This is a genomic window from Citrobacter sp. C5_2 (assembly GCF_014596845.2).
GTDB classification, from domain to species: domain Bacteria; phylum Pseudomonadota; class Gammaproteobacteria; order Enterobacterales; family Enterobacteriaceae; genus Citrobacter; species Citrobacter werkmanii.
Genome location: NZ_CP115032.1, coordinates 3,404,320 through 3,421,308, shown reverse-complemented (window position 1 = coordinate 3,421,308; position 16,989 = coordinate 3,404,320). Strand labels below are relative to the sequence as shown.

Genomic DNA, 16,989 nt, shown 5'->3' with positions numbered 1-16,989 from the left:
ATCATTGAAATGCAACTGAACAAAGTGCTGAAAGGGCTGATGATTGCTCTGCCTGTTATGGCTATTGCGGCATGTTCTTCTAACAAGAACGCCAGCAATGACGGCAGCGAAGGCATGCTGGGTGCCGGCACTGGTATGGATGCAAACGGCAGCGGCAACATGTCTTCTGAAGAGCAAGCGCGTCTTCAGATGCAGCAGCTGCAGCAGAACAACATCGTTTACTTCGATCTGGACAAGTACGATATCCGTTCTGACTTCGCTGCAATGCTGGATGCGCACGCTAACTTCCTGCGTAGCAACCCGTCTTACAAAGTCACCGTAGAAGGTCATGCAGACGAACGTGGTACTCCTGAGTACAACATTTCCCTGGGTGAGCGTCGTGCAAACGCCGTTAAGATGTACCTGCAGGGTAAAGGCGTTTCTGCTGACCAGATCTCCATCGTTTCTTACGGTAAAGAAAAACCTGCAGTACTGGGTCATGACGAAGCGGCTTACTCCAAAAACCGTCGTGCCGTACTGGTTTACTAAGAGAATTGCATGAGCAGTAACTTCAGACATCATCTGTTGAGTCTGTCGTTACTGGTTGGCATAGCGGCCCCCTGGGCCGCTTTTGCACAGGCGCCAATCAGTAGTGTCGGCTCAGGCTCGGTCGAAGACCGTGTCACTCAACTCGAGCGTATTTCTAACGCTCACAGTCAGCTTTTAACCCAACTCCAGCAACAACTCTCCGATAATCAGTCCGATATTGACTCTCTGCGTGGTCAAATTCAGGAAAATCAGTATCAACTGAATCAGGTTGTTGAACGTCAGAAACAGATATTGCTGCAGATGAATAATCTTGGCAGCGGTAGCGCGCCTGCGGCGCAGTCTGCGGGTGGGGATCAGAGCGGGGCGGCGACCCCTGCGCCTGATGCGGGGGCTGCGGCAACGTCAGGGGCTCCGGCACAAACTGGCGATGCGAATACCGATTACAATGCAGCAATCGCCCTGGTACAGGATAAATCCCGTCAGGATGACGCGATTGAAGCATTTCAGAACTTCATCAAAAAGTACCCGGACTCTACTTACCTGCCAAATGCCAATTATTGGCTGGGTCAGTTGAATTACAACAAGGGTAAAAAAGATGATGCCGCGTTCTATTTCGCTTCGGTAGTTAAAAACTTCCCAAAATCACCTAAGGCTGCAGACGCGATGTATAAAGTCGGCGTCATCATGCAGGACAAAGGCGACACAGCAAAAGCTAAAGCGGTTTATCAGCAGGTTATCACCAAATATCCTGGCACTGATGGCGCGAAACAAGCGCAAAAACGCCTTAACGCGATGTAATGACCACCATGCGACCAGAAATCGTGTTATTTCTGGTCGCGTCGTGTGATTCCTAAGCAGTTGAGTTATTTACCTCGAAATTTTTGTTGCGCTAAAATCTGAAATCAGTAATATATGCCGCCGTTGCCAAGGGATATCAAACAGCCTGAAAGCGGCGAAAAAAGTGGGTCGTTAGCTCAGTTGGTAGAGCAGTTGACTTTTAATCAATTGGTCGCAGGTTCGAATCCTGCACGACCCACCAATCGTTCTGGTGGAACGCGATAGTAAAACGTGAAGGATAACGTTGCGTAAGCAACGGCCCGTAGGGCGAGACGAAGTCGAGTCATCCTGCACGACCCACCACTAGCTCAGTTAGTAAGTAGTATCCAGCGTAGTATCGGGTGATTAGCTCAGCTGGGAGAGCACCTCCCTTACAAGGAGGGGGTCGGCGGTTCGATCCCGTCATCACCCACCACTCGGGGCGTTAGCTCAGTTGGTAGAGCAGTTGACTTTTAATCAATTGGTCGCAGGTTCGAATCCTGCACGCCCCACCAACTTTAACATCGTACTCAGATGTTAAACGTGAAGGATAACGTTGCTTTAGCAACGGCCCGCCAGGGCGAGACGAAGTCGAGTCATCCTGCACGCCCCACCAATTCCTGGTGGTTCCGAGTAAAATTTTTTCAGGTGACATCCGAGCGGGTCGTTAGCTCAGTTGGTAGAGCAGTTGACTTTTAATCAATTGGTCGCAGGTTCGAATCCTGCACGACCCACCAATGTTTCTGGTGAAAGCGATAGTAAGCCGTGAAGGATAACGTTGCGTAAGCGACGGCCCGTAGGGCGAGGCGAAGCCGAGTCATCCTGCACGACCCACCATCCTGAAAGTATAAAGAAGTAAACCCCATAAGGGGGCGTTAGCTCAGTTGGTAGAGCAGTTGACTTTTAATCAATTGGTCGCAGGTTCGAATCCTGCACGCCCCACCAGTGTAAAAAGGCGCCCTAAAGGCGCCTTTTTGCTATCTGCAATATGAAAGATTCGAACCTGCTTGCCTGATGCGCTTCGCTTATCAGGCTTACGGGTACCAAATGTAGGCCGGATAAGACGCCAGTCACCATCCGGTACTCATCACACGCAATTATTGTGACTTTTCTGCACTAATCCGCTATCTTGTTTAGCATATAAAACAAACTAAACCGAATATGGCGTGTGTCACGCTTTTAATCGGTTATTTCGTTAAGCCAGTAAAACGAGAAAGCAAGATGAGCGTGATGTTTGATCCTGAAGCTGCAATTTATCCATTTCCGCCGAAGCCAGCACCGCTGAGTGCGGACGAAAAACAATTTTACCGTGAAAAAATCAAGCGCCTGCTGAAAGAGCGTGATGCCGTTATGGTCGCGCACTATTACACCGATCCTGAAATCCAACAGTTGGCCGAAGAGACCGGCGGCTGTATTTCTGATTCTCTGGAGATGGCGCGGTTCGGCTCAAAACATCCCGCTTCTACGCTCTTGGTTGCGGGCGTGAGATTTATGGGAGAAACCGCCAAAATTCTCAGCCCGGAAAAGACCATCCTGATGCCAACCCTGCAGGCAGAATGTTCATTAGATCTGGGTTGTCCGATTGATGCGTTCAGCGCGTTTTGCGACGCGCATCCGGATCGCACCGTAGTGGTTTACGCCAATACCTCAGCAGCAGTTAAAGCACGTGCCGACTGGGTCGTGACCTCCAGTATTGCGGTTGAACTTATTGAGCACCTTGATAGTTTGGGTGAAAAAATCATCTGGGCCCCGGACAGACATCTGGGCAACTACGTGCAAAAACAGACCGGTGCAGACGTTCTTTGTTGGCAGGGGGCGTGTATCGTCCACGACGAGTTTAAAACTCAGGCTTTAACACGCATGAAAGCGCTTTACCCCAATGCCGCCGTGCTGGTGCATCCGGAGTCCCCTCAGTCCATCGTTGATATGGCCGATGCGGTCGGGTCAACCAGCCAGTTAATCAACGCAGCAAAATCGTTACCGCACCAGCAACTGATACTGGCGACAGACCGGGGTATTTTTTACAAAATGCAGCAAGCTGTTCCCGATAAAGAGTTGCTTGAAGCGCCAACGGCTGGCGAAGGGGCAACCTGTCGCAGTTGCGCGCATTGTCCGTGGATGGCGATGAACGGCCTCAAGGCGATTGCTGAGGGTCTGGAGCAAGGGGGGACTGCTCACGAGATACGTGTAGATGCAGCGCTGCGAGAAGGTGCATTGCTGCCGTTAAACCGCATGTTGGAATTTGCGGCTACACTTCGGGCTTAAGTAATTTATTTGCTCTGGGGGAAAAGATGGACTTTTTTAGCACGCAGAACATTCTGGTACATATTCCGATCGGTGCGGGCGGTTACGATCTGTCGTGGATCGAAGCCGTGGGGACGATCGCCGGGTTATTGTGTATTGGCCTGGCGAGCCTTGAGAAAATCAGTAATTACGTCTTCGGACTGATAAACGTCACGCTGTTTGCGATTATCTTCTTTCAGATCCAGCTCTATGCCAGCCTGTTGCTGCAGGTTTTCTTTTTTGCCGCGAATATCTACGGCTGGTATGCCTGGTCCCGGCAAACCAACCAGCATGAGGCAGAGTTGAAAATACGCTGGTTGCCGTTACCGAAAGCGATCGGTTGGCTGGCTGCTTGCGTGGTGGCGATTGGCCTGATGTCGGTCTATATCGATCCGGTGTTTGCCTTTTTGACGCGTATTGCCGTGAACATTATGCAGGGGCTGGGATTACAGGTAGCGGCTCCAGAGTTGCAACCCGATGCATTCCCGTTCTGGGATTCCTGCATGATGGTGTTGTCGATTGTGGCGATGATCCTGATGACGCGCAAATACGTTGAAAACTGGCTGTTGTGGGTGATCATTAACGTCATTAGCGTAGTGATCTTTGCCCTGCAAGGCGTATATGCCATGTCACTGGAATATATGATCCTGACGGTTATCGCCCTGAACGGAAGCAGGTTGTGGATTAACAGCGCGCGTGAGCGGGGTTCCCACGCGCTGTCCCATTAATGGTGATGATGTGCATGGCCGGACACGCCCTGATACAGGTGGCAGTCCGGCCCATTACACGGCTGATATTCCATCTGGATCGTGGCGTGTTCAATCTGGTAGTGATGAATCAGGAAATGTTGAATACGCTCCAGCAGCGCGTCGTGATCGTGCGGCGGGACCACCTGCACATGCAGCGTCATGACCGGTTTTTCACCTACCATCCAGACGTGTACATGATGCACATTGCGAACTTCGGGGATATCCCGGCTGAGATGGCGCTGCAAGGCGGCAATATCCAATGTAAGCGGAGCGCCTTCCAGTAATTCATTGACGCTATCTTTCAATAACCGCCAGGCGCTACGCAGTACCAGCACGGAAACCAGAATCGAGAGAATTGGGTCCGCTGGCGTCCAGCCCGTCCAGATAATAATCAGCGCAGCGATGATTGCTCCAACCGAGCCGAGTAAATCGCCCATTACATGTAGCGCTGCGGCGCGGACGTTAAGGTTTTTCTCTTCACTGCCGCGATGTAAAACCCAAAAAGCGAGCACGTTCGCCAGTAAACCCGCGACAGCAATGATCATCATCATGCCGCCCGCTACGGGACGTGGCGTATGGAAGCGATCAATGGCCTCCCAGACGATTAAAATGGTGATCACAACCAATGCGATGGCGTTAACAAACGCGGCTAATGTTGTGAGTCTCAACCAGCCGAAAGTGTGCCGTATAGTGGGCGGGCGTCTGGAGAACTGGACCGCCAGCAGGGCAAATAGAAGCGCGGCGGCATCTGTGAGCATATGTCCGGCATCAGCCAGTAACGCCAGCGAGCCTGAAATAATTCCACCCACCACTTCAACCAGCATAAATCCGGCTGTAATGCAGAATGCGAAAAGCAATCTGCGGGCATTATTGTCCTTAGGTTGCTCAGGGGAAGTATGAGTATGTGAGTGCACCATTATGCCATCCCTTTGTTATTCTCACCTTTACTGTATGTCATGATACCGTTTTTGGGATGATAAAATTAAAAAGGAGAGCTATTGCTCTCCCGTTATTAGCTTTATTTTCAGCGTTACTGGGTAGTACCGTCAGTTTTGGTGTCGGCATCATTATTGATGCCGTTTCCGGTCTCAACTTTTTTATTCACATCCGGGCAGCGTCCGTCCTTACACATGGTGTTTTTATGCACCTCGTCTTTGGTCATTCCTTCATGGTTCATTGATGAACCGTCCGGATGCAGCATTGTGCCACCCGAATTCACGTTGTTGTTATCGACATTATTTGGCGCAACGTTTTCGCGCGCGTCTGGCGCGACTTGACCGGCATCTGCCGCGGAATTTGCCTGGCCGTTATTCGACTGCGTGTTGGTGTCAGCTGCGAGCGCCGCGCCGCTGGCGAGGCTGAGTGTGGCCGTCAAAAAGAGTGAAGTCAGCTTTGTCATATGCATATTATGCTCCTGTTATGATTGAGATGTCGGATAACGTCTTCCAACAGTGCATGTGCCAGTACATCAGCAGGACATGGTTAATAGTTTTGCTATGCAAATTAAAACCAGCATAGAATCTTGAAATTTATGAGAATTTAAGCTGTTACAGTTATAAATTGTAGTCTGGATCTCTTTTTTCGCTACTTTATTGCGTTTTTTGGGCCTATTCCAGGATTAATCCGTCCAAAGTGTAAAACCCCGTTTACACTTTATGACTGAAGATATAGATTGGAGGGATTGCATTCATTTATATAAGTATGGCAACGCTGGAATAATCATGAATTATCAGAACGACGATTTACGCATTAAAGAGATCAACGAATTATTACCCCCGGTCGCACTGCTGGAAAAATTCCCCGCTACTGAAAATGCCGCCAATACGGTGGCGCATGCCCGTAAGGCGATTCATAAAATTCTCAAAGGCAGTGACGATCGTCTGCTGGTGGTGATTGGGCCGTGTTCTATTCATGATCCGGCAGCGGCTAAAGAGTATGCCGCTCGCTTGCTGGCGCTACGTGAAGAGTTAAAAGGCGAACTTGAAATCGTCATGCGCGTCTATTTTGAAAAACCGCGTACTACCGTAGGCTGGAAAGGACTTATCAACGATCCGCACATGGATAACAGCTTCCAGATCAACGACGGTCTGCGCATTGCCCGTAAACTGCTGCTGGATATCAACGACAGTGGTTTGCCGGCCGCAGGCGAGTTCCTGGATATGATTACCCCACAATATCTTGCCGATCTTATGAGCTGGGGCGCAATTGGCGCACGTACCACAGAATCTCAGGTACACCGTGAATTGGCGTCAGGTTTGTCCTGCCCGGTTGGTTTTAAAAATGGTACTGATGGCACCATCAAAGTCGCCATTGATGCAATCAATGCTGCCGGGGCGCCGCATTGCTTCCTGTCTGTAACCAAATGGGGCCATTCGGCGATTGTGAATACCAGCGGTAATGGCGATTGCCATATCATTCTGCGCGGCGGCAAAGAGCCGAACTACAGCGCTCAGCACGTTGCCGACGTGAAAGAAGGTTTGGTCAAAGCGGGGCTTTCTCCGCAGGTGATGATCGACTTTAGCCATGCCAACTCCAGCAAGCAGTTCAAAAAACAGATGGATGTTGCGAAAGACGTTTGCGGGCAGGTTGCCGGTGGCGAGAAAGCAATTATTGGCGTGATGATTGAAAGCCATCTGGTTGAAGGTAATCAGAACCCGGATAGCGGTGAACCCCTGACCTACGGCAAGAGCATCACCGATGCCTGCATTGGCTGGGAAGATACCGATGCGGTGTTACGCCAGTTGGCGGAAGCGGTAAAAGCGCGCCGCGGGTAAAAAACTCATCCGGGTTAGCCTCGGTAGGCCGGATAAGGCAACGCCGCCATCCGGCAATAAAAAAAGCGTGGAGCATCCCACGCTTTTTTTATTGGGAGCGAAAAAATTACTTCGCTTTACCCTGGTTAGCAACGGCTGCGGCTTTTGCCGCGATCTCGTCAGCGTTACCCAGATAGTAGTGTTTAATCGGCTTAAAGTTTTCGTCAAACTCATACACCAGCGGTACGCCGGTCGGGATGTTCAGTTCGAGGATTTCATCTTCGCTCATGTTATCCAGGTACTTCACCAGCGCGCGCAGGGAGTTACCGTGAGCAGCGATAATTACGCGCTCACCGCTTTTCATACGCGGCAGAATGGTTTCGTTCCAGTAAGGAATCACGCGATCGATGGTCAGCGCCAGGCTTTCGGTGAGCGGCAGTTCTTTGTCAGTCAGTTTGGCATAACGCGGGTCGTGACCCGGATAACGCTCGTCATCTTTGGTCAGTTCCGGCGGGGTGACCGCAAAGCCGCGACGCCATTGCTTAACCTGCTCGTCACCGTATTTTTCAGCGGTTTCTGCTTTGTTCAGACCCTGTAGCGCGCCGTAATGACGCTCGTTCAGTTTCCAGGATTTCTCAACTGGCAGCCAGGCCTGATCCAGTTCGTCCAGGACGTTCCATAGGGTATGGATGGCACGTTTCAGCACAGAGGTATAGGCAAAATCAAAGCTATAGCCTTCCTCTTTCAGCAGCTTACCGGCCGCTTTTGCTTCACCTACGCCTTTCTCTGACAGATCAACGTCATACCAACCGGTAAAACGGTTTTCGTTGTTCCACTGACTTTCACCGTGTCGTACCAGAACCAGCTTAGTTACAGCCATACACTCACTCCTATCAATCATATTTAATGATAATAATTCTCATTATATTGCCGTAATGAGTCAGCGGCAATGCTTACGCATAACCATAGCGAAAATAGCGCCACAGTGTAAGGTTCTTGTGAACTCAAGGTTGCGATTTTGTCTTTGGATGATGGGGGGGTGAGCGGGTTTACTGCGGAAAACAAACAACAGGCCCGATAAATTTATGCTATCGGGCCTGTCAGGATGAACTGTCAGGCAGGAATAAACTGATATTCCGTCACGCTGGCATACTCTTCACCCGGATGCAGGAAGCAGTCCGGCTGTGGCCATTCTGGATGGTTCGGGCTGTCTGGCAGAAACTCACTTTCCAGCGCCAGACCTTGCCAGTCTTCATAGGCCTCCGGCCCACGTGAAGGCGTACCGCCAAGGAAGTTTCCTGAGTAAAACTGCAATGCCGGGGCTGAGGTGTAAACCACCATCTGCAGTTTTTCATCCTGAGACCAAACCTGAGCCGCCGGAGTACGCGCATTGCCTTGTGCCTGGAGCAGGAAGGCGTGATCGTAACCTTTTACCTTGCGCTGATCGTCATCGGCCAGAAATTCGCTGGCGATGATTTTCGGGGAACGGAAATCAAAAGTGCTTCCGGCGACGGATTTCAGCCCGTCATGCGGGATGCCCATTTCGTCTACGGGTAAATACTCGTCCGCCAGAATTTGCAGCTTGTGCTGGCGCACATCCGTTTTGTCACCGTCGAGATTAAAATAGACATGATTCGTCAGATTTACCGGGCAGGGCTTATCAACCGTGGCACGGTAGGTTATCGAAATCCGATTATCGTCAGTCAGGCGATACTGCGCGGTGGCGCAAAGATTACCAGGGAAACCCTGGTCGCCATCGTCAGACGTTAAGGCAAACAGCACCTGACGGTCATTCTGATTCACTATCTGCCAGCGACGTTTGTCAAAACCGTTCGGTCCGCCGTGCAGTTGGTTATCACCCTGACTTGGCAGCAATTCAAAGGTTTCGCCGTCAAAGGTATAGCGGCTGTTGGCGATACGGTTAGCGTAGCGGCCAATGGAAGCCCCCAGAAACGCAGCCTGTTCCGGGTACTGCTCCGGGCTGGCGCAACCGAGCAGGGCTTCGCGCACACTACCATCGCTAAGTGGAATACGCGCAGAGAGCAGCGTTGCGCCCCAGTCCATGAGCGTGACCACCATCCCCGCGTCGTTACGCAGGGTAAGCAGGCGGAACGGCTGACCGTCGGGCGCCATTACGGGAATTTCGTTTAACATTGTCCGGCTCCTTGTGAAGGTTTACAGACGTAAAATGTTTCTTTAATACCGGTTTTAGCTTCGTACTGTTCGGCGACAGCCTGCTGCACGGCAGGCACCAGATCTTGCGGGATCAGCGCCACAATACAGCCCCCGAAGCCGCCGCCTGTCATACGAACACCACCTTTATCGCCGATGGTTGCTTTGACAATCTCAACCAGCGTATCAATTTGCGGCACGGTAATTTCAAAGTCATCGCGCATTGAAGCGTGAGATTCCGCCATCAGCTGACCCATGCGTAACAGGTCGCCTTTTTCCAGCGCATTCGCAGCTTCCACGGTACGCGCGTTTTCCGTGATCACGTGACGAACGCGTTTGGCGACAATCGGATCCAGTTCGTGAGCAACTGCGCTAAAGGTTTCAAAGCTGACATCACGCAGGGCAGGTTGCTGGAAGAAACGCGCCCCGGTTTCACACTGTTCGCGACGGGTGTTGTACTCGCTACCCACCAACGTACGTTTAAAATTGCTGTTGATGATTACCACCGCCACGCCTTCAGGCATGGAAACGGCTTTGGTGCCCAGCGTACGGCAGTCGATCAGCAGCGCATGATCTTTCTTGCCAAGCGCGGAGATCAACTGATCCATAATGCCGCAGTTGCAGCCGACAAACTGGTTTTCAGCTTCCTGGCCGTTCAGAGCAATCTGCGCCCCGTCGAGCGGCAGATGATAAAGCTGCTGGAACACGGTGCCTACCGCCACTTCCAGCGAAGCCGAAGAGCTTAAGCCTGCGCCCTGAGGCACATTACCGCTGATCACCAGATCCGCGCCGCCAAAGGCGTTATTACGCTTTTGCAGATGCTTCACCACGCCACGCACGTAGTTTGACCACTGCTGGCTGTCATGAGCGATAATTGGCGCGTCCAGAGAGAACTCGTCCATTTGATTATCGTAGTCAGCCGCGATAACGCGAACTTTTCTGTCATCGCGTGTCGCACAGCTAATCACGGTTTGATAGTCGATAGCGCAGGGCAGAACGAATCCGTCGTTATAATCGGTATGTTCGCCAATCAGGTTTACACGGCCCGGTGCCTGAATAGTATGGGTGGCAGGGTAGCCAAATGTTTCAGCAAACAGAGATTGTGTTTTTTCTTTCAGACTCATTATTTAAACTCCGGATTCGCGAAAATGGATGTCGCTGACCGCACGCAGTCGTTCAGCCGCTTGTTCTGCTGTCAGGTCGCGCTGGGTTTCCGCCAGCATTTCGTAACCGACCATAAATTTGCGCACGGTTGCCGAACGCAGCAGCGGCGGATAAAAGTGTGCGTGCAACTGCCAGTGTTGGTTTTCTTCACCGTTAAACGGTGCGCCGTGCCAGCCCATGGAGTAGGGGAATGAGCACTGGAACAGGTTGTCGTAACGACTGGTCAGTTTTTTCAACGCCAGCGCCAGATCAGCGCGCTGTTCGTCGGTCAAATCGGTGATACGCAGGACATGCGCTTTTGGCAGCAGCAGCGTTTCGAACGGCCATGCCGCCCAGTAGGGCACGACTGCCAGCCAGTGTTCTGTTTCAACGACCGTCCGGCTACCATCCGCCAGTTCACGCTGGACGTAATCAAGGAGCATTGGCGCGCCCTGTTCGGCGAAGTACGCTTTTTGCAGGCGATCTTCACGTTCGGCTTCGTTGGGCAGAAAGCTATTGGCCCATATCTGCCCGTGCGGATGGGGGTTCGAACACCCCATTGCCGCGCCTTTATTCTCAAAGACCTGCACCCAGGGATAGGTTTTGCCTAAATCTGCCGTCTGTTCCTGCCACGTTTTCACGATTTCTGTTAGCGCAGGCACGCTGAGTTCCGGCAGCGTTTTGCTGTGATCGGGCGAAAAGCAAATCACGCGGCTGGTACCGCGCGCGCTCTGACAGCGCATTAACGGATCGTGGCTGTCCGGCGCGTCCGGGGTATCGGACATCAGCGCGGCAAAGTCGTTAGTAAAAACATAGGTCCCGGTGTAATCCGGGTTTTTATCGCCGGTAACACGTGTATTGCCTGCACACAGGAAGCAGTCCGGGTCATGTGCGGGTAGAACCTGCTTAGATGGTGTTTCCTGCGCCCCTTGCCAGGGGCGTTTTGCACGATGTGGTGAGACGAGGATCCACTGCCCGGTGAGCGGGTTAAAACGGCGGTGTGGATGATCGACAGGATTGAATTGCGTCATGATTGATCCTTAATCCGTATATCCCTGCGGATGGCGTGATTGCCAGTGCCAGGTGTCTTGCGCCATTTCATCCAGGGTGCGAGTTACGCGCCAGTTGAGCTCGCGATCGGCTTTACTGGCATCTGCCCAGTAGGCCGGAAGATCGCCATCACGACGTGGGGCAAAATGGTAATTCACCGGTTTACCGCAGGCTTTACTGAAGGCGTTGACCACATCCAGCACGCTGCTGCCGATGCCCGCCCCGAGGTTGTAAATATGCACGCCCTGTTTGCCCGCCAGTTTTTCCATCGCGGCGACGTGGCCATCTGCGAGATCCATGACGTGGATATAGTCGCGAACGCCGGTGCCATCTTCGGTAGGGTAGTCGTTGCCAAATATGGCAAGGGACTCGCGGCGGCCAACGGCAACCTGTGCGATGTAAGGCATCAGGTTGTTTGGAATACCTTGCGGGTCTTCACCCATATCGCCTGACGGATGCGCGCCAACCGGGTTGAAGTAGCGCAGTAAGGCGATACTCCAGTCGGGCTGTGCTTTTTGCAGATCGGTCAGGATCTGTTCAACCATCAGCTTACTTTTGCCATACGGGCTTTGTGGTGTGCCGGTGGGGAAACTTTCAACGTAAGGAATTTGCGGTTGATCGCCATAGACGGTCGCGGAGGAGCTGAAAATGAAGTTTTTCACGTTGGCGGCGCGCATGGCATTTACCAGACGCAGCGTCCCGTTGACGTTGTTGTCATAGTATTCCAGCGGCTTGGCAACGGACTCGCCAACGGCTTTTAAACCGGCAAAATGGATGACCGTGTCAATGGCATGATCGTGCAGAATTTCGGTTATCAGCGCTTCGTTACGAATATCCCCTTCCACGAAAGTCGGGTGCTTGCCGCCTAAGCGCTCGATGACGGGCAGAACGCTGCGCTTGCTGTTGCAGAGGTTATCCAGGATCACCACCTCGTGACCGTTTTTCAGCAACTGCACGCAAGTGTGGCTTCCTATGTAACCGCTACCACCTGTAACCAATACTCTCATAATTCGCTCCGTTAAGCCTATGGTATGCAATAACCATAGCATAACAAAGATGCGAAAAGTGTGACATGGAATAAATTAGTGGAATCGTTTACACAGTAATGTTTTCACTCGTTTGCATTGGTTATTTTATTTTAAATCATAAGGTTAAGTTGTTATCTCGGCGTTTATCTGAAAAAAATGCAGAAAAAAGGGCGTGTTAAACGCCCTCAAATGAAAATTAACGCAGAGAGGTTTGTTGATAGGCGTAGACATCGCCCTCGGGCACAAACTCCAGTCGATGGGTAATGCAGGCCGGGGCGTCTTCAGCATGGTGGGAGACAAACAGCAGCTGGGTTTCGCCTTCACCGATCAGTACATCCACAAACCGACGAATCAGTTGGCGATTGAGCGGGTCCAGGCCTTGCAAAGGCTCGTCGAGGATTAACAAAGTCGGGTGTTTAACCAGCGCACGCACAATCAACGCCAGCCGTTGCTGCCCCCAGGAAAGACTGTGGAACGGCGCATCCGCGGTACGTTTATCCATGCCCAGAATATCCAGCCACTGCTGGACCAGTTTGTGCTGTCTGTCAGAGACGGCCTGATAGATGCCGATTGAGTCAAAGTAGCCGGAGAGAATCACATTGCGTACCGTCGTACTGACCCGGTAATCGAGATGCAGGCTACTGCTGACGTAGCCGATGTGTTTTTTAATATCCCAGATAGTTTCACCACTACCCCGGCGGCGGCCAAACAGCGTTAAATCGTTGCTGTAACCCTGGGGGTGATCGCCGGTGATTAAACTCAGTAGGGTTGATTTTCCCGCCCCGTTGGGGCCGACGATTTGCCAGTGTTCCCCCGGATTTACCTGCCAGCTCAGATGATGCAGGATAGGGCGATCGTTATACGAGACGGTGCCATCGTTAAGCACAATACGTGGCTCGTTATCGGACAGCGTGCGACGGACCGAAGGCTCGTCCGGCTCGGGTAATTGGATGCCTTCCAGGCGTTCACTATGGGCAAGTTGAGCGATTAATGCCTGTTGCAGAAGGTCTGCTTTTGCGCCGGTTTCAGTCAACGTGCAATCGGCAAGTACGCCGGCAAATTGCACGAACTCGGGAATCTCATCAAAGCGGTTAAGCACCAGTACCAGCATAAAACCGGTCTGGTGCAGTTCAGCGAGCAGTTCTGCTAACTGGCGACGGGACGCCACGTCCAGCCCGTCAAAAGGCTCATCAAGGATCAGTAAATCCGGTGCGGACATTAACGCCTGACAGAGCAGGGTTTTGCGTGTTTCACCGGTGGAAAGGTATTTGAAACGCCTGTTGAGCAGGGAAGAAATACCAAACTGCTGCGCCAGCGCAGCGCAGCGAGTGGGGTCGTTGACCTCATCCTGAATGATTTCTGCGGTGGTACGCCCGGTGTCATCTTCACCGGGGCTGAGAAGATCGGTGTTGTTTCGCTGCCACTCGTCGCTGACCAGCTTTTGTAGCTGCTCGAAGGAGAGACGGGTAATACGTGTAAACTGACAGTGCCGCTCACCTTTCAGTAGCGGCAATTCTCCTGCCAGCGCACGGGCCAGCGCGGATTTCCCGCTGCCGTTAGAGCCCACAAACGCCCAGCTATCACCCGCGTGTAATGTCAACGCATCTAACTGGAGCGTTTTTGTGTCGCTAAGACGAAACGTGCCTTGCGAAATTTGCAATGATGACATTTTGTATCCCATTATTTGCAGCAATTAATGACAGGGATACGTGTTCTTCAGGCTAATGTCAATTAACTCAGCACAGCGTCGCAATAATCACTTTGTCAGCATTAAAATATGCTGTTGCGTTAGCACCTTCCGCTAAAGCGTGAGTCTGCTCCACTGGCAGCGTCGCACACAGCGTCTGGCCGTCTGGCAACGTCATTAACACCTCACATTGTTCTGCGCCACGTTCGATATGACTGATCATTCCATGCAACTGATTATCAGCGGCCTGAGCGATAGCCTCGTCCTGGGTAATGCCTACCCACGGTGCTTTCAACAGAATTAATACTTCTTTACCTTCCTCAAGACCCAAACGCTCACCGCTTTGCGCAGTAATCGCGACTTTCAGACGCGTTTCGCCATCGGCCAACAGGACGTCGACATGCTGCTGAACCTGATCGTGGTCGCGAGCGGTAATCGTGCCAAACCATTGGTTACGGGCGCTGGTTTGCAGTGAAAAGCGGGAAATGGCTGCCAGCAGGCTATTGAGCGGCAGCGCATCGTCATCGCTCAATACATCAAACGCTTTTTGTTGAATTTGAGCGAGCAAATCATACAGTTGGATCAGACGCTGGCCGTAACGCGTCAACACCGCGCCGCCGCCGCCTTTACCGCCGGTGGCGCGCTCAACCAGCGTCTGCTCACTGAGCTGGTTCATTTCGTTAATCGCGTCCCAGGCGCTTTTATAACTGATACCCGCATCCTTCGCGCCCTGACTGATGGAGCCGGAAAGCGCAATGTGCTTGAGCAGAGAAATGCGACGGGGATCGGCAAACAGTTTTTGCTGAAGTTTCAGCGTAAGAAGGATTTCGGCCTGCATCACAAGCTCCTGGCAAAAAAGGGTATTGTGACGGAAAACCGTGTGTGCGCAAAGCCAACCGCACAAAAGGGGAGTGCTTTTCTGCGTGATGTGGTTAGAATACAACTAAGGACTATATCTGGAGTTGACCATGTTAGAGTTATTGAAAAGTCTGGTATTCGCCGTAATCATGGTACCTGTGGTGATGGCCATCATTCTGGGTCTGATTTACGGATTGGGTGAAGTGTTCAACATTTTTTCCGGTATCGGTCAGAAAGACCAGTCCAGACAGAATCATTGATTCCCCAAACGCCCGCTCAGTCGGGCGTTTATATTTTTGCCTTTCAGCTCGTTTTCACAGACAACAGTTTATCAAGATCCTGCTTCTCGTGCCGATATTTTCATGGCGTAACCTCTAATTGGTATCAATAACCGCTGGGAAAATTCTGGCTTAACCGTTATATTTGCGCGTACATAACGAAACTCAAAGGAGCTACAGATGGCACGCACATGGTTACGCTTGTTTGCAGGGGCGACGCTTTCTCTTTCTGTCGCAGGACATGCATTGGCGGATGAAGGGAAAATCACGGTATTCGCAGCGGCTTCGCTCACCAACGCGATGCAGGATATTGCGACGCAATACAAAAAAGAGAAGAACGTTGGCGTCGTCTCCTCTTTTGCCTCTTCTTCTACGCTGGCGCGTCAGATTGAAGCAGGCGCGCCTGCTGACCTGTTTATTTCTGCCGATCAGAAATGGATGGATTATGCGGTCGATAAAAAATCGATGGATACCGCCACGCGTGCAACGCTGTTAGGCAACAGTCTGGTGGTGGTGGCGCCGAAAGCCAGCGCCCAGCAAGACTTTACTATCGACAGTAAAACCAACTGGACCCGTTTGCTGAATGGTGGACGCCTGGCTGTCGGCGATCCGGAACATGTTCCGGCGGGCATTTATGCCAAGGAAGCACTGCAAAAATTGGGCGCATGGGATACTCTGGCGCCGAAACTGGCACCTGCGGAAGACGTTCGCGGTGCGCTGGCGCTGGTAGAACGTAACGAAGCGCCGCTGGGGATCGTCTATGGTTCCGATGCTGTCGCCAGCAAAGGCGTCAAGGTTGTCGCGACCTTCCCGGAAGATTCACACAAAAAAGTGGAATACCCTATCGCGATTGTTGATGGGCACAAAAACGCAACGGTCAGCGCGTTCTATGATTACCTGAAAGGACCGCAGGCTGCTGAAATTTTTAAACGTTATGGATTTACGACCAAGTAATGATACTGACCGATCCTGAATGGCAGGCCGTCATACTGAGCCTGAAAGTTTCTTCCCTGGCCGTGCTGTTTAGTTTGCCGTTTGGGATCTTCTTTGCCTGGCTGCTTGTGCGATGCACCTTCCCGGGCAAAGCGCTGCTCGACAGTGTTTTGCATTTGCCATTGGTGCTGCCGCCGGTGGTGGTGGGGTATCTGTTGTTAGTCGCCATGGGGCGGCGCGGGTTTATCGGTGAGCGGCTGTATGACTGGTTTGGCATCACCTTTGCCTTTAGCTGGCGCGGTGCGGTGCTGGCTGCGGCGGTGATGTCTTTCCCTCTTATGGTGCGGGCAATTCGTCTGGCACTTGAAGGCGTCGACGTCAAGCTGGAGCAGGCGGCGCGTACGCTCGGGGCCGGACGCTGGCGCGTATTCATGACCATTACCTTACCGCTGATGTTGCCCGGCATTATTGTCGGGACGGTGCTGGCGTTCGCGCGTTCCCTCGGGGAATTCGGCGCAACGATTACCTTTGTCTCCAATATTCCTGGCGAAACCCGCACTATCCCCTCGGCGATGTATACCCTGATCCAAACGCCTGGCGGCGAAAGCGCAGCGGCAAGGTTATGCATTATTTCTATTGTATTGGCGCTGATTTCACTGCTGATTTCTGAATGGCTGGCGCGTATTAGCCGTGAGCGGACGGGGCGATAAT

Annotated in this window: 17 protein-coding genes and 5 tRNA genes; 13 read left to right on the top strand and 9 right to left on the bottom strand. The window is 52.1% G+C overall.

Features of this window, described 5'->3' with window-relative positions:
* Positions 1 to 9: 9 nt before the first annotated feature.
* From pal to pnuC, 9 genes are all read left to right on the top strand, one after another.
* Complete coding sequence (pal, locus tag ICA20_RS16760) at positions 10 to 528, top strand: peptidoglycan-associated lipoprotein Pal (RefSeq protein WP_006685431.1); 519 nt, start codon at positions 10 to 12, stop codon at positions 526 to 528.
* 9 nt (positions 529 to 537) lie between these two features.
* Entirely contained in the window at positions 538 to 1,326 is a 789-nt protein-coding gene (gene cpoB, locus ICA20_RS16755) for a cell division protein CpoB (RefSeq protein WP_038638952.1), read from the top strand.
* A gap of 165 nt (positions 1,327 to 1,491) precedes the next feature.
* Positions 1,492 to 1,567 (top strand) — tRNA-Lys (locus tag ICA20_RS16750).
* 137 nt (positions 1,568 to 1,704) lie between these two features.
* A tRNA-Val gene (locus ICA20_RS16745) sits at positions 1,705 to 1,780 on the top strand.
* Between the two features lie 3 nt (positions 1,781 to 1,783).
* Positions 1,784 to 1,859 (top strand) — tRNA-Lys (locus ICA20_RS16740).
* Between the two features lie 146 nt (positions 1,860 to 2,005).
* Positions 2,006 to 2,081 (top strand) — tRNA-Lys (locus tag ICA20_RS16735).
* A 132-nt stretch (positions 2,082 to 2,213) separates the two neighbouring features.
* A tRNA-Lys gene (locus ICA20_RS16730) sits at positions 2,214 to 2,289 on the top strand.
* A gap of 276 nt (positions 2,290 to 2,565) precedes the next feature.
* On the top strand, positions 2,566 to 3,609 hold the full coding sequence (gene nadA / locus ICA20_RS16725) for a quinolinate synthase NadA (RefSeq protein ID WP_038638955.1): 1,044 nt from the start codon (positions 2,566 to 2,568) through the stop codon (positions 3,607 to 3,609).
* A gap of 26 nt (positions 3,610 to 3,635) precedes the next feature.
* Positions 3,636 to 4,355: a nicotinamide riboside transporter PnuC gene (pnuC, locus tag ICA20_RS16720; protein WP_038638959.1), complete on the top strand. Its 720-nt coding sequence runs from the start codon at positions 3,636 to 3,638 to the stop codon at positions 4,353 to 4,355.
* On the opposite strand, the gene zitB is transcribed toward pnuC, so the two are convergent.
* Positions 4,352 to 5,293, bottom strand: a complete 942-nt coding sequence (gene zitB, locus ICA20_RS16715) for a CDF family zinc transporter ZitB (protein ID WP_038638962.1) — start codon at positions 5,291 to 5,293, stop codon at positions 4,352 to 4,354. The two genes, pnuC and zitB, sit on opposite strands and share 4 nt — an antisense overlap.
* A 113-nt stretch (positions 5,294 to 5,406) precedes the next feature.
* Positions 5,407 to 5,781 (bottom strand): YbgS-like family protein, encoded by a 375-nt coding sequence (locus tag ICA20_RS16710; protein WP_038638965.1) that lies wholly within the window; start codon positions 5,779 to 5,781, stop codon positions 5,407 to 5,409.
* A gap of 316 nt (positions 5,782 to 6,097) precedes the next feature.
* Between ICA20_RS16710 and aroG the strand changes: the two genes are divergently transcribed.
* Complete coding sequence (gene aroG, locus ICA20_RS16705) at positions 6,098 to 7,150, top strand: 3-deoxy-7-phosphoheptulonate synthase AroG (RefSeq protein WP_038638968.1); 1,053 nt, start codon at positions 6,098 to 6,100, stop codon at positions 7,148 to 7,150.
* A gap of 106 nt (positions 7,151 to 7,256) precedes the next feature.
* On the opposite strand, the gene gpmA is transcribed toward aroG, so the two are convergent.
* The 7 genes from gpmA to modE all read right to left on the bottom strand — a co-directional run bounded on the left by gpmA (position 7,257) and on the right by modE (position 15,047).
* Positions 7,257 to 8,009 carry a 2,3-diphosphoglycerate-dependent phosphoglycerate mutase gene (gpmA, locus tag ICA20_RS16700; protein ID WP_038638971.1) on the bottom strand — a complete coding sequence of 251 codons (753 nt, stop codon included), beginning with the start codon at positions 8,007 to 8,009 and terminating at the stop codon, positions 7,257 to 7,259.
* Positions 8,010 to 8,242: 233 nt separating this feature from the next.
* Complete coding sequence (gene galM, locus ICA20_RS16695; RefSeq protein ID WP_038638973.1) at positions 8,243 to 9,283, bottom strand: galactose-1-epimerase; 1,041 nt, start codon at positions 9,281 to 9,283, stop codon at positions 8,243 to 8,245.
* Positions 9,277 to 10,425 carry a galactokinase gene (galK, locus tag ICA20_RS16690; RefSeq protein ID WP_038638977.1) on the bottom strand — a complete coding sequence of 383 codons (1,149 nt, stop codon included), beginning with the start codon at positions 10,423 to 10,425 and terminating at the stop codon, positions 9,277 to 9,279. Before galK ends, galM begins: the two co-directional genes overlap by 7 nt.
* A 3-nt stretch (positions 10,426 to 10,428) precedes the next feature.
* The gene (gene galT, locus ICA20_RS16685; protein WP_038638980.1) at positions 10,429 to 11,475 is read right to left on the bottom strand and encodes a galactose-1-phosphate uridylyltransferase; all 1,047 of its coding nucleotides are present in this window, start codon (positions 11,473 to 11,475) and stop codon (positions 10,429 to 10,431) included.
* 9 nt (positions 11,476 to 11,484) lie between these two features.
* Positions 11,485 to 12,501: a UDP-glucose 4-epimerase GalE gene (gene galE / locus ICA20_RS16680; protein ID WP_038638984.1), complete on the bottom strand. Its 1,017-nt coding sequence runs from the start codon at positions 12,499 to 12,501 to the stop codon at positions 11,485 to 11,487.
* A 217-nt stretch (positions 12,502 to 12,718) separates the two neighbouring features.
* On the bottom strand, positions 12,719 to 14,191 hold the full coding sequence (gene modF, locus ICA20_RS16675) for a molybdate ABC transporter ATP-binding protein ModF (RefSeq protein WP_038638987.1): 1,473 nt from the start codon (positions 14,189 to 14,191) through the stop codon (positions 12,719 to 12,721).
* A 67-nt stretch (positions 14,192 to 14,258) separates the two neighbouring features.
* Entirely contained in the window at positions 14,259 to 15,047 is a 789-nt protein-coding gene (gene modE, locus ICA20_RS16670) for a molybdenum-dependent transcriptional regulator (RefSeq protein ID WP_038638991.1), read from the bottom strand.
* A gap of 130 nt (positions 15,048 to 15,177) precedes the next feature.
* On the opposite strand from modE, the gene ICA20_RS16665 reads away from it, so the two are divergent.
* The 3 genes from ICA20_RS16665 (at position 15,178) to modB (ending at position 16,988) form a co-directional block, all read left to right on the top strand.
* Complete coding sequence (locus ICA20_RS16665) at positions 15,178 to 15,327, top strand: AcrZ family multidrug efflux pump-associated protein (protein ID WP_003023026.1); 150 nt, start codon at positions 15,178 to 15,180, stop codon at positions 15,325 to 15,327.
* 198 nt (positions 15,328 to 15,525) lie between these two features.
* Entirely contained in the window at positions 15,526 to 16,299 is a 774-nt protein-coding gene (gene modA, locus ICA20_RS16660) for a molybdate ABC transporter substrate-binding protein (protein WP_038638993.1), read from the top strand.
* Positions 16,299 to 16,988, top strand: a complete 690-nt coding sequence (modB, locus tag ICA20_RS16655; RefSeq protein ID WP_038638996.1) for a molybdate ABC transporter permease subunit — start codon at positions 16,299 to 16,301, stop codon at positions 16,986 to 16,988. The genes modA and modB overlap by 1 nt, the downstream gene beginning before the upstream one ends.
* Position 16,989: the final 1 nt, after the last annotated feature.

Coding starts and splice junctions, on each gene's coding strand:
- pal (WP_006685431.1), top strand. CDS start 10: ATGCAACTGAACAAAGTGCTGAAAGGGCTGATGATTGCTCTGCCTGTT.
- cpoB (WP_038638952.1), top strand. CDS start 538: ATGAGCAGTAACTTCAGACATCATCTGTTGAGTCTGTCGTTACTGGTT.
- nadA (WP_038638955.1), top strand. CDS start 2,566: ATGAGCGTGATGTTTGATCCTGAAGCTGCAATTTATCCATTTCCGCCG.
- pnuC (WP_038638959.1), top strand. CDS start 3,636: ATGGACTTTTTTAGCACGCAGAACATTCTGGTACATATTCCGATCGGT.
- zitB (WP_038638962.1), bottom strand. CDS start 5,293: ATGGTGCACTCACATACTCATACTTCCCCTGAGCAACCTAAGGACAAT.
- ICA20_RS16710 (WP_038638965.1), bottom strand. CDS start 5,781: ATGCATATGACAAAGCTGACTTCACTCTTTTTGACGGCCACACTCAGC.
- aroG (WP_038638968.1), top strand. CDS start 6,098: ATGAATTATCAGAACGACGATTTACGCATTAAAGAGATCAACGAATTA.
- gpmA (WP_038638971.1), bottom strand. CDS start 8,009: ATGGCTGTAACTAAGCTGGTTCTGGTACGACACGGTGAAAGTCAGTGG.
- galM (WP_038638973.1), bottom strand. CDS start 9,283: ATGTTAAACGAAATTCCCGTAATGGCGCCCGACGGTCAGCCGTTCCGC.
- galK (WP_038638977.1), bottom strand. CDS start 10,425: ATGAGTCTGAAAGAAAAAACACAATCTCTGTTTGCTGAAACATTTGGC.
- galT (WP_038638980.1), bottom strand. CDS start 11,475: ATGACGCAATTCAATCCTGTCGATCATCCACACCGCCGTTTTAACCCG.
- galE (WP_038638984.1), bottom strand. CDS start 12,501: ATGAGAGTATTGGTTACAGGTGGTAGCGGTTACATAGGAAGCCACACT.
- modF (WP_038638987.1), bottom strand. CDS start 14,191: ATGTCATCATTGCAAATTTCGCAAGGCACGTTTCGTCTTAGCGACACA.
- modE (WP_038638991.1), bottom strand. CDS start 15,047: ATGCAGGCCGAAATCCTTCTTACGCTGAAACTTCAGCAAAAACTGTTT.
- ICA20_RS16665 (WP_003023026.1), top strand. CDS start 15,178: ATGTTAGAGTTATTGAAAAGTCTGGTATTCGCCGTAATCATGGTACCT.
- modA (WP_038638993.1), top strand. CDS start 15,526: ATGGCACGCACATGGTTACGCTTGTTTGCAGGGGCGACGCTTTCTCTT.
- modB (WP_038638996.1), top strand. CDS start 16,299: ATGATACTGACCGATCCTGAATGGCAGGCCGTCATACTGAGCCTGAAA.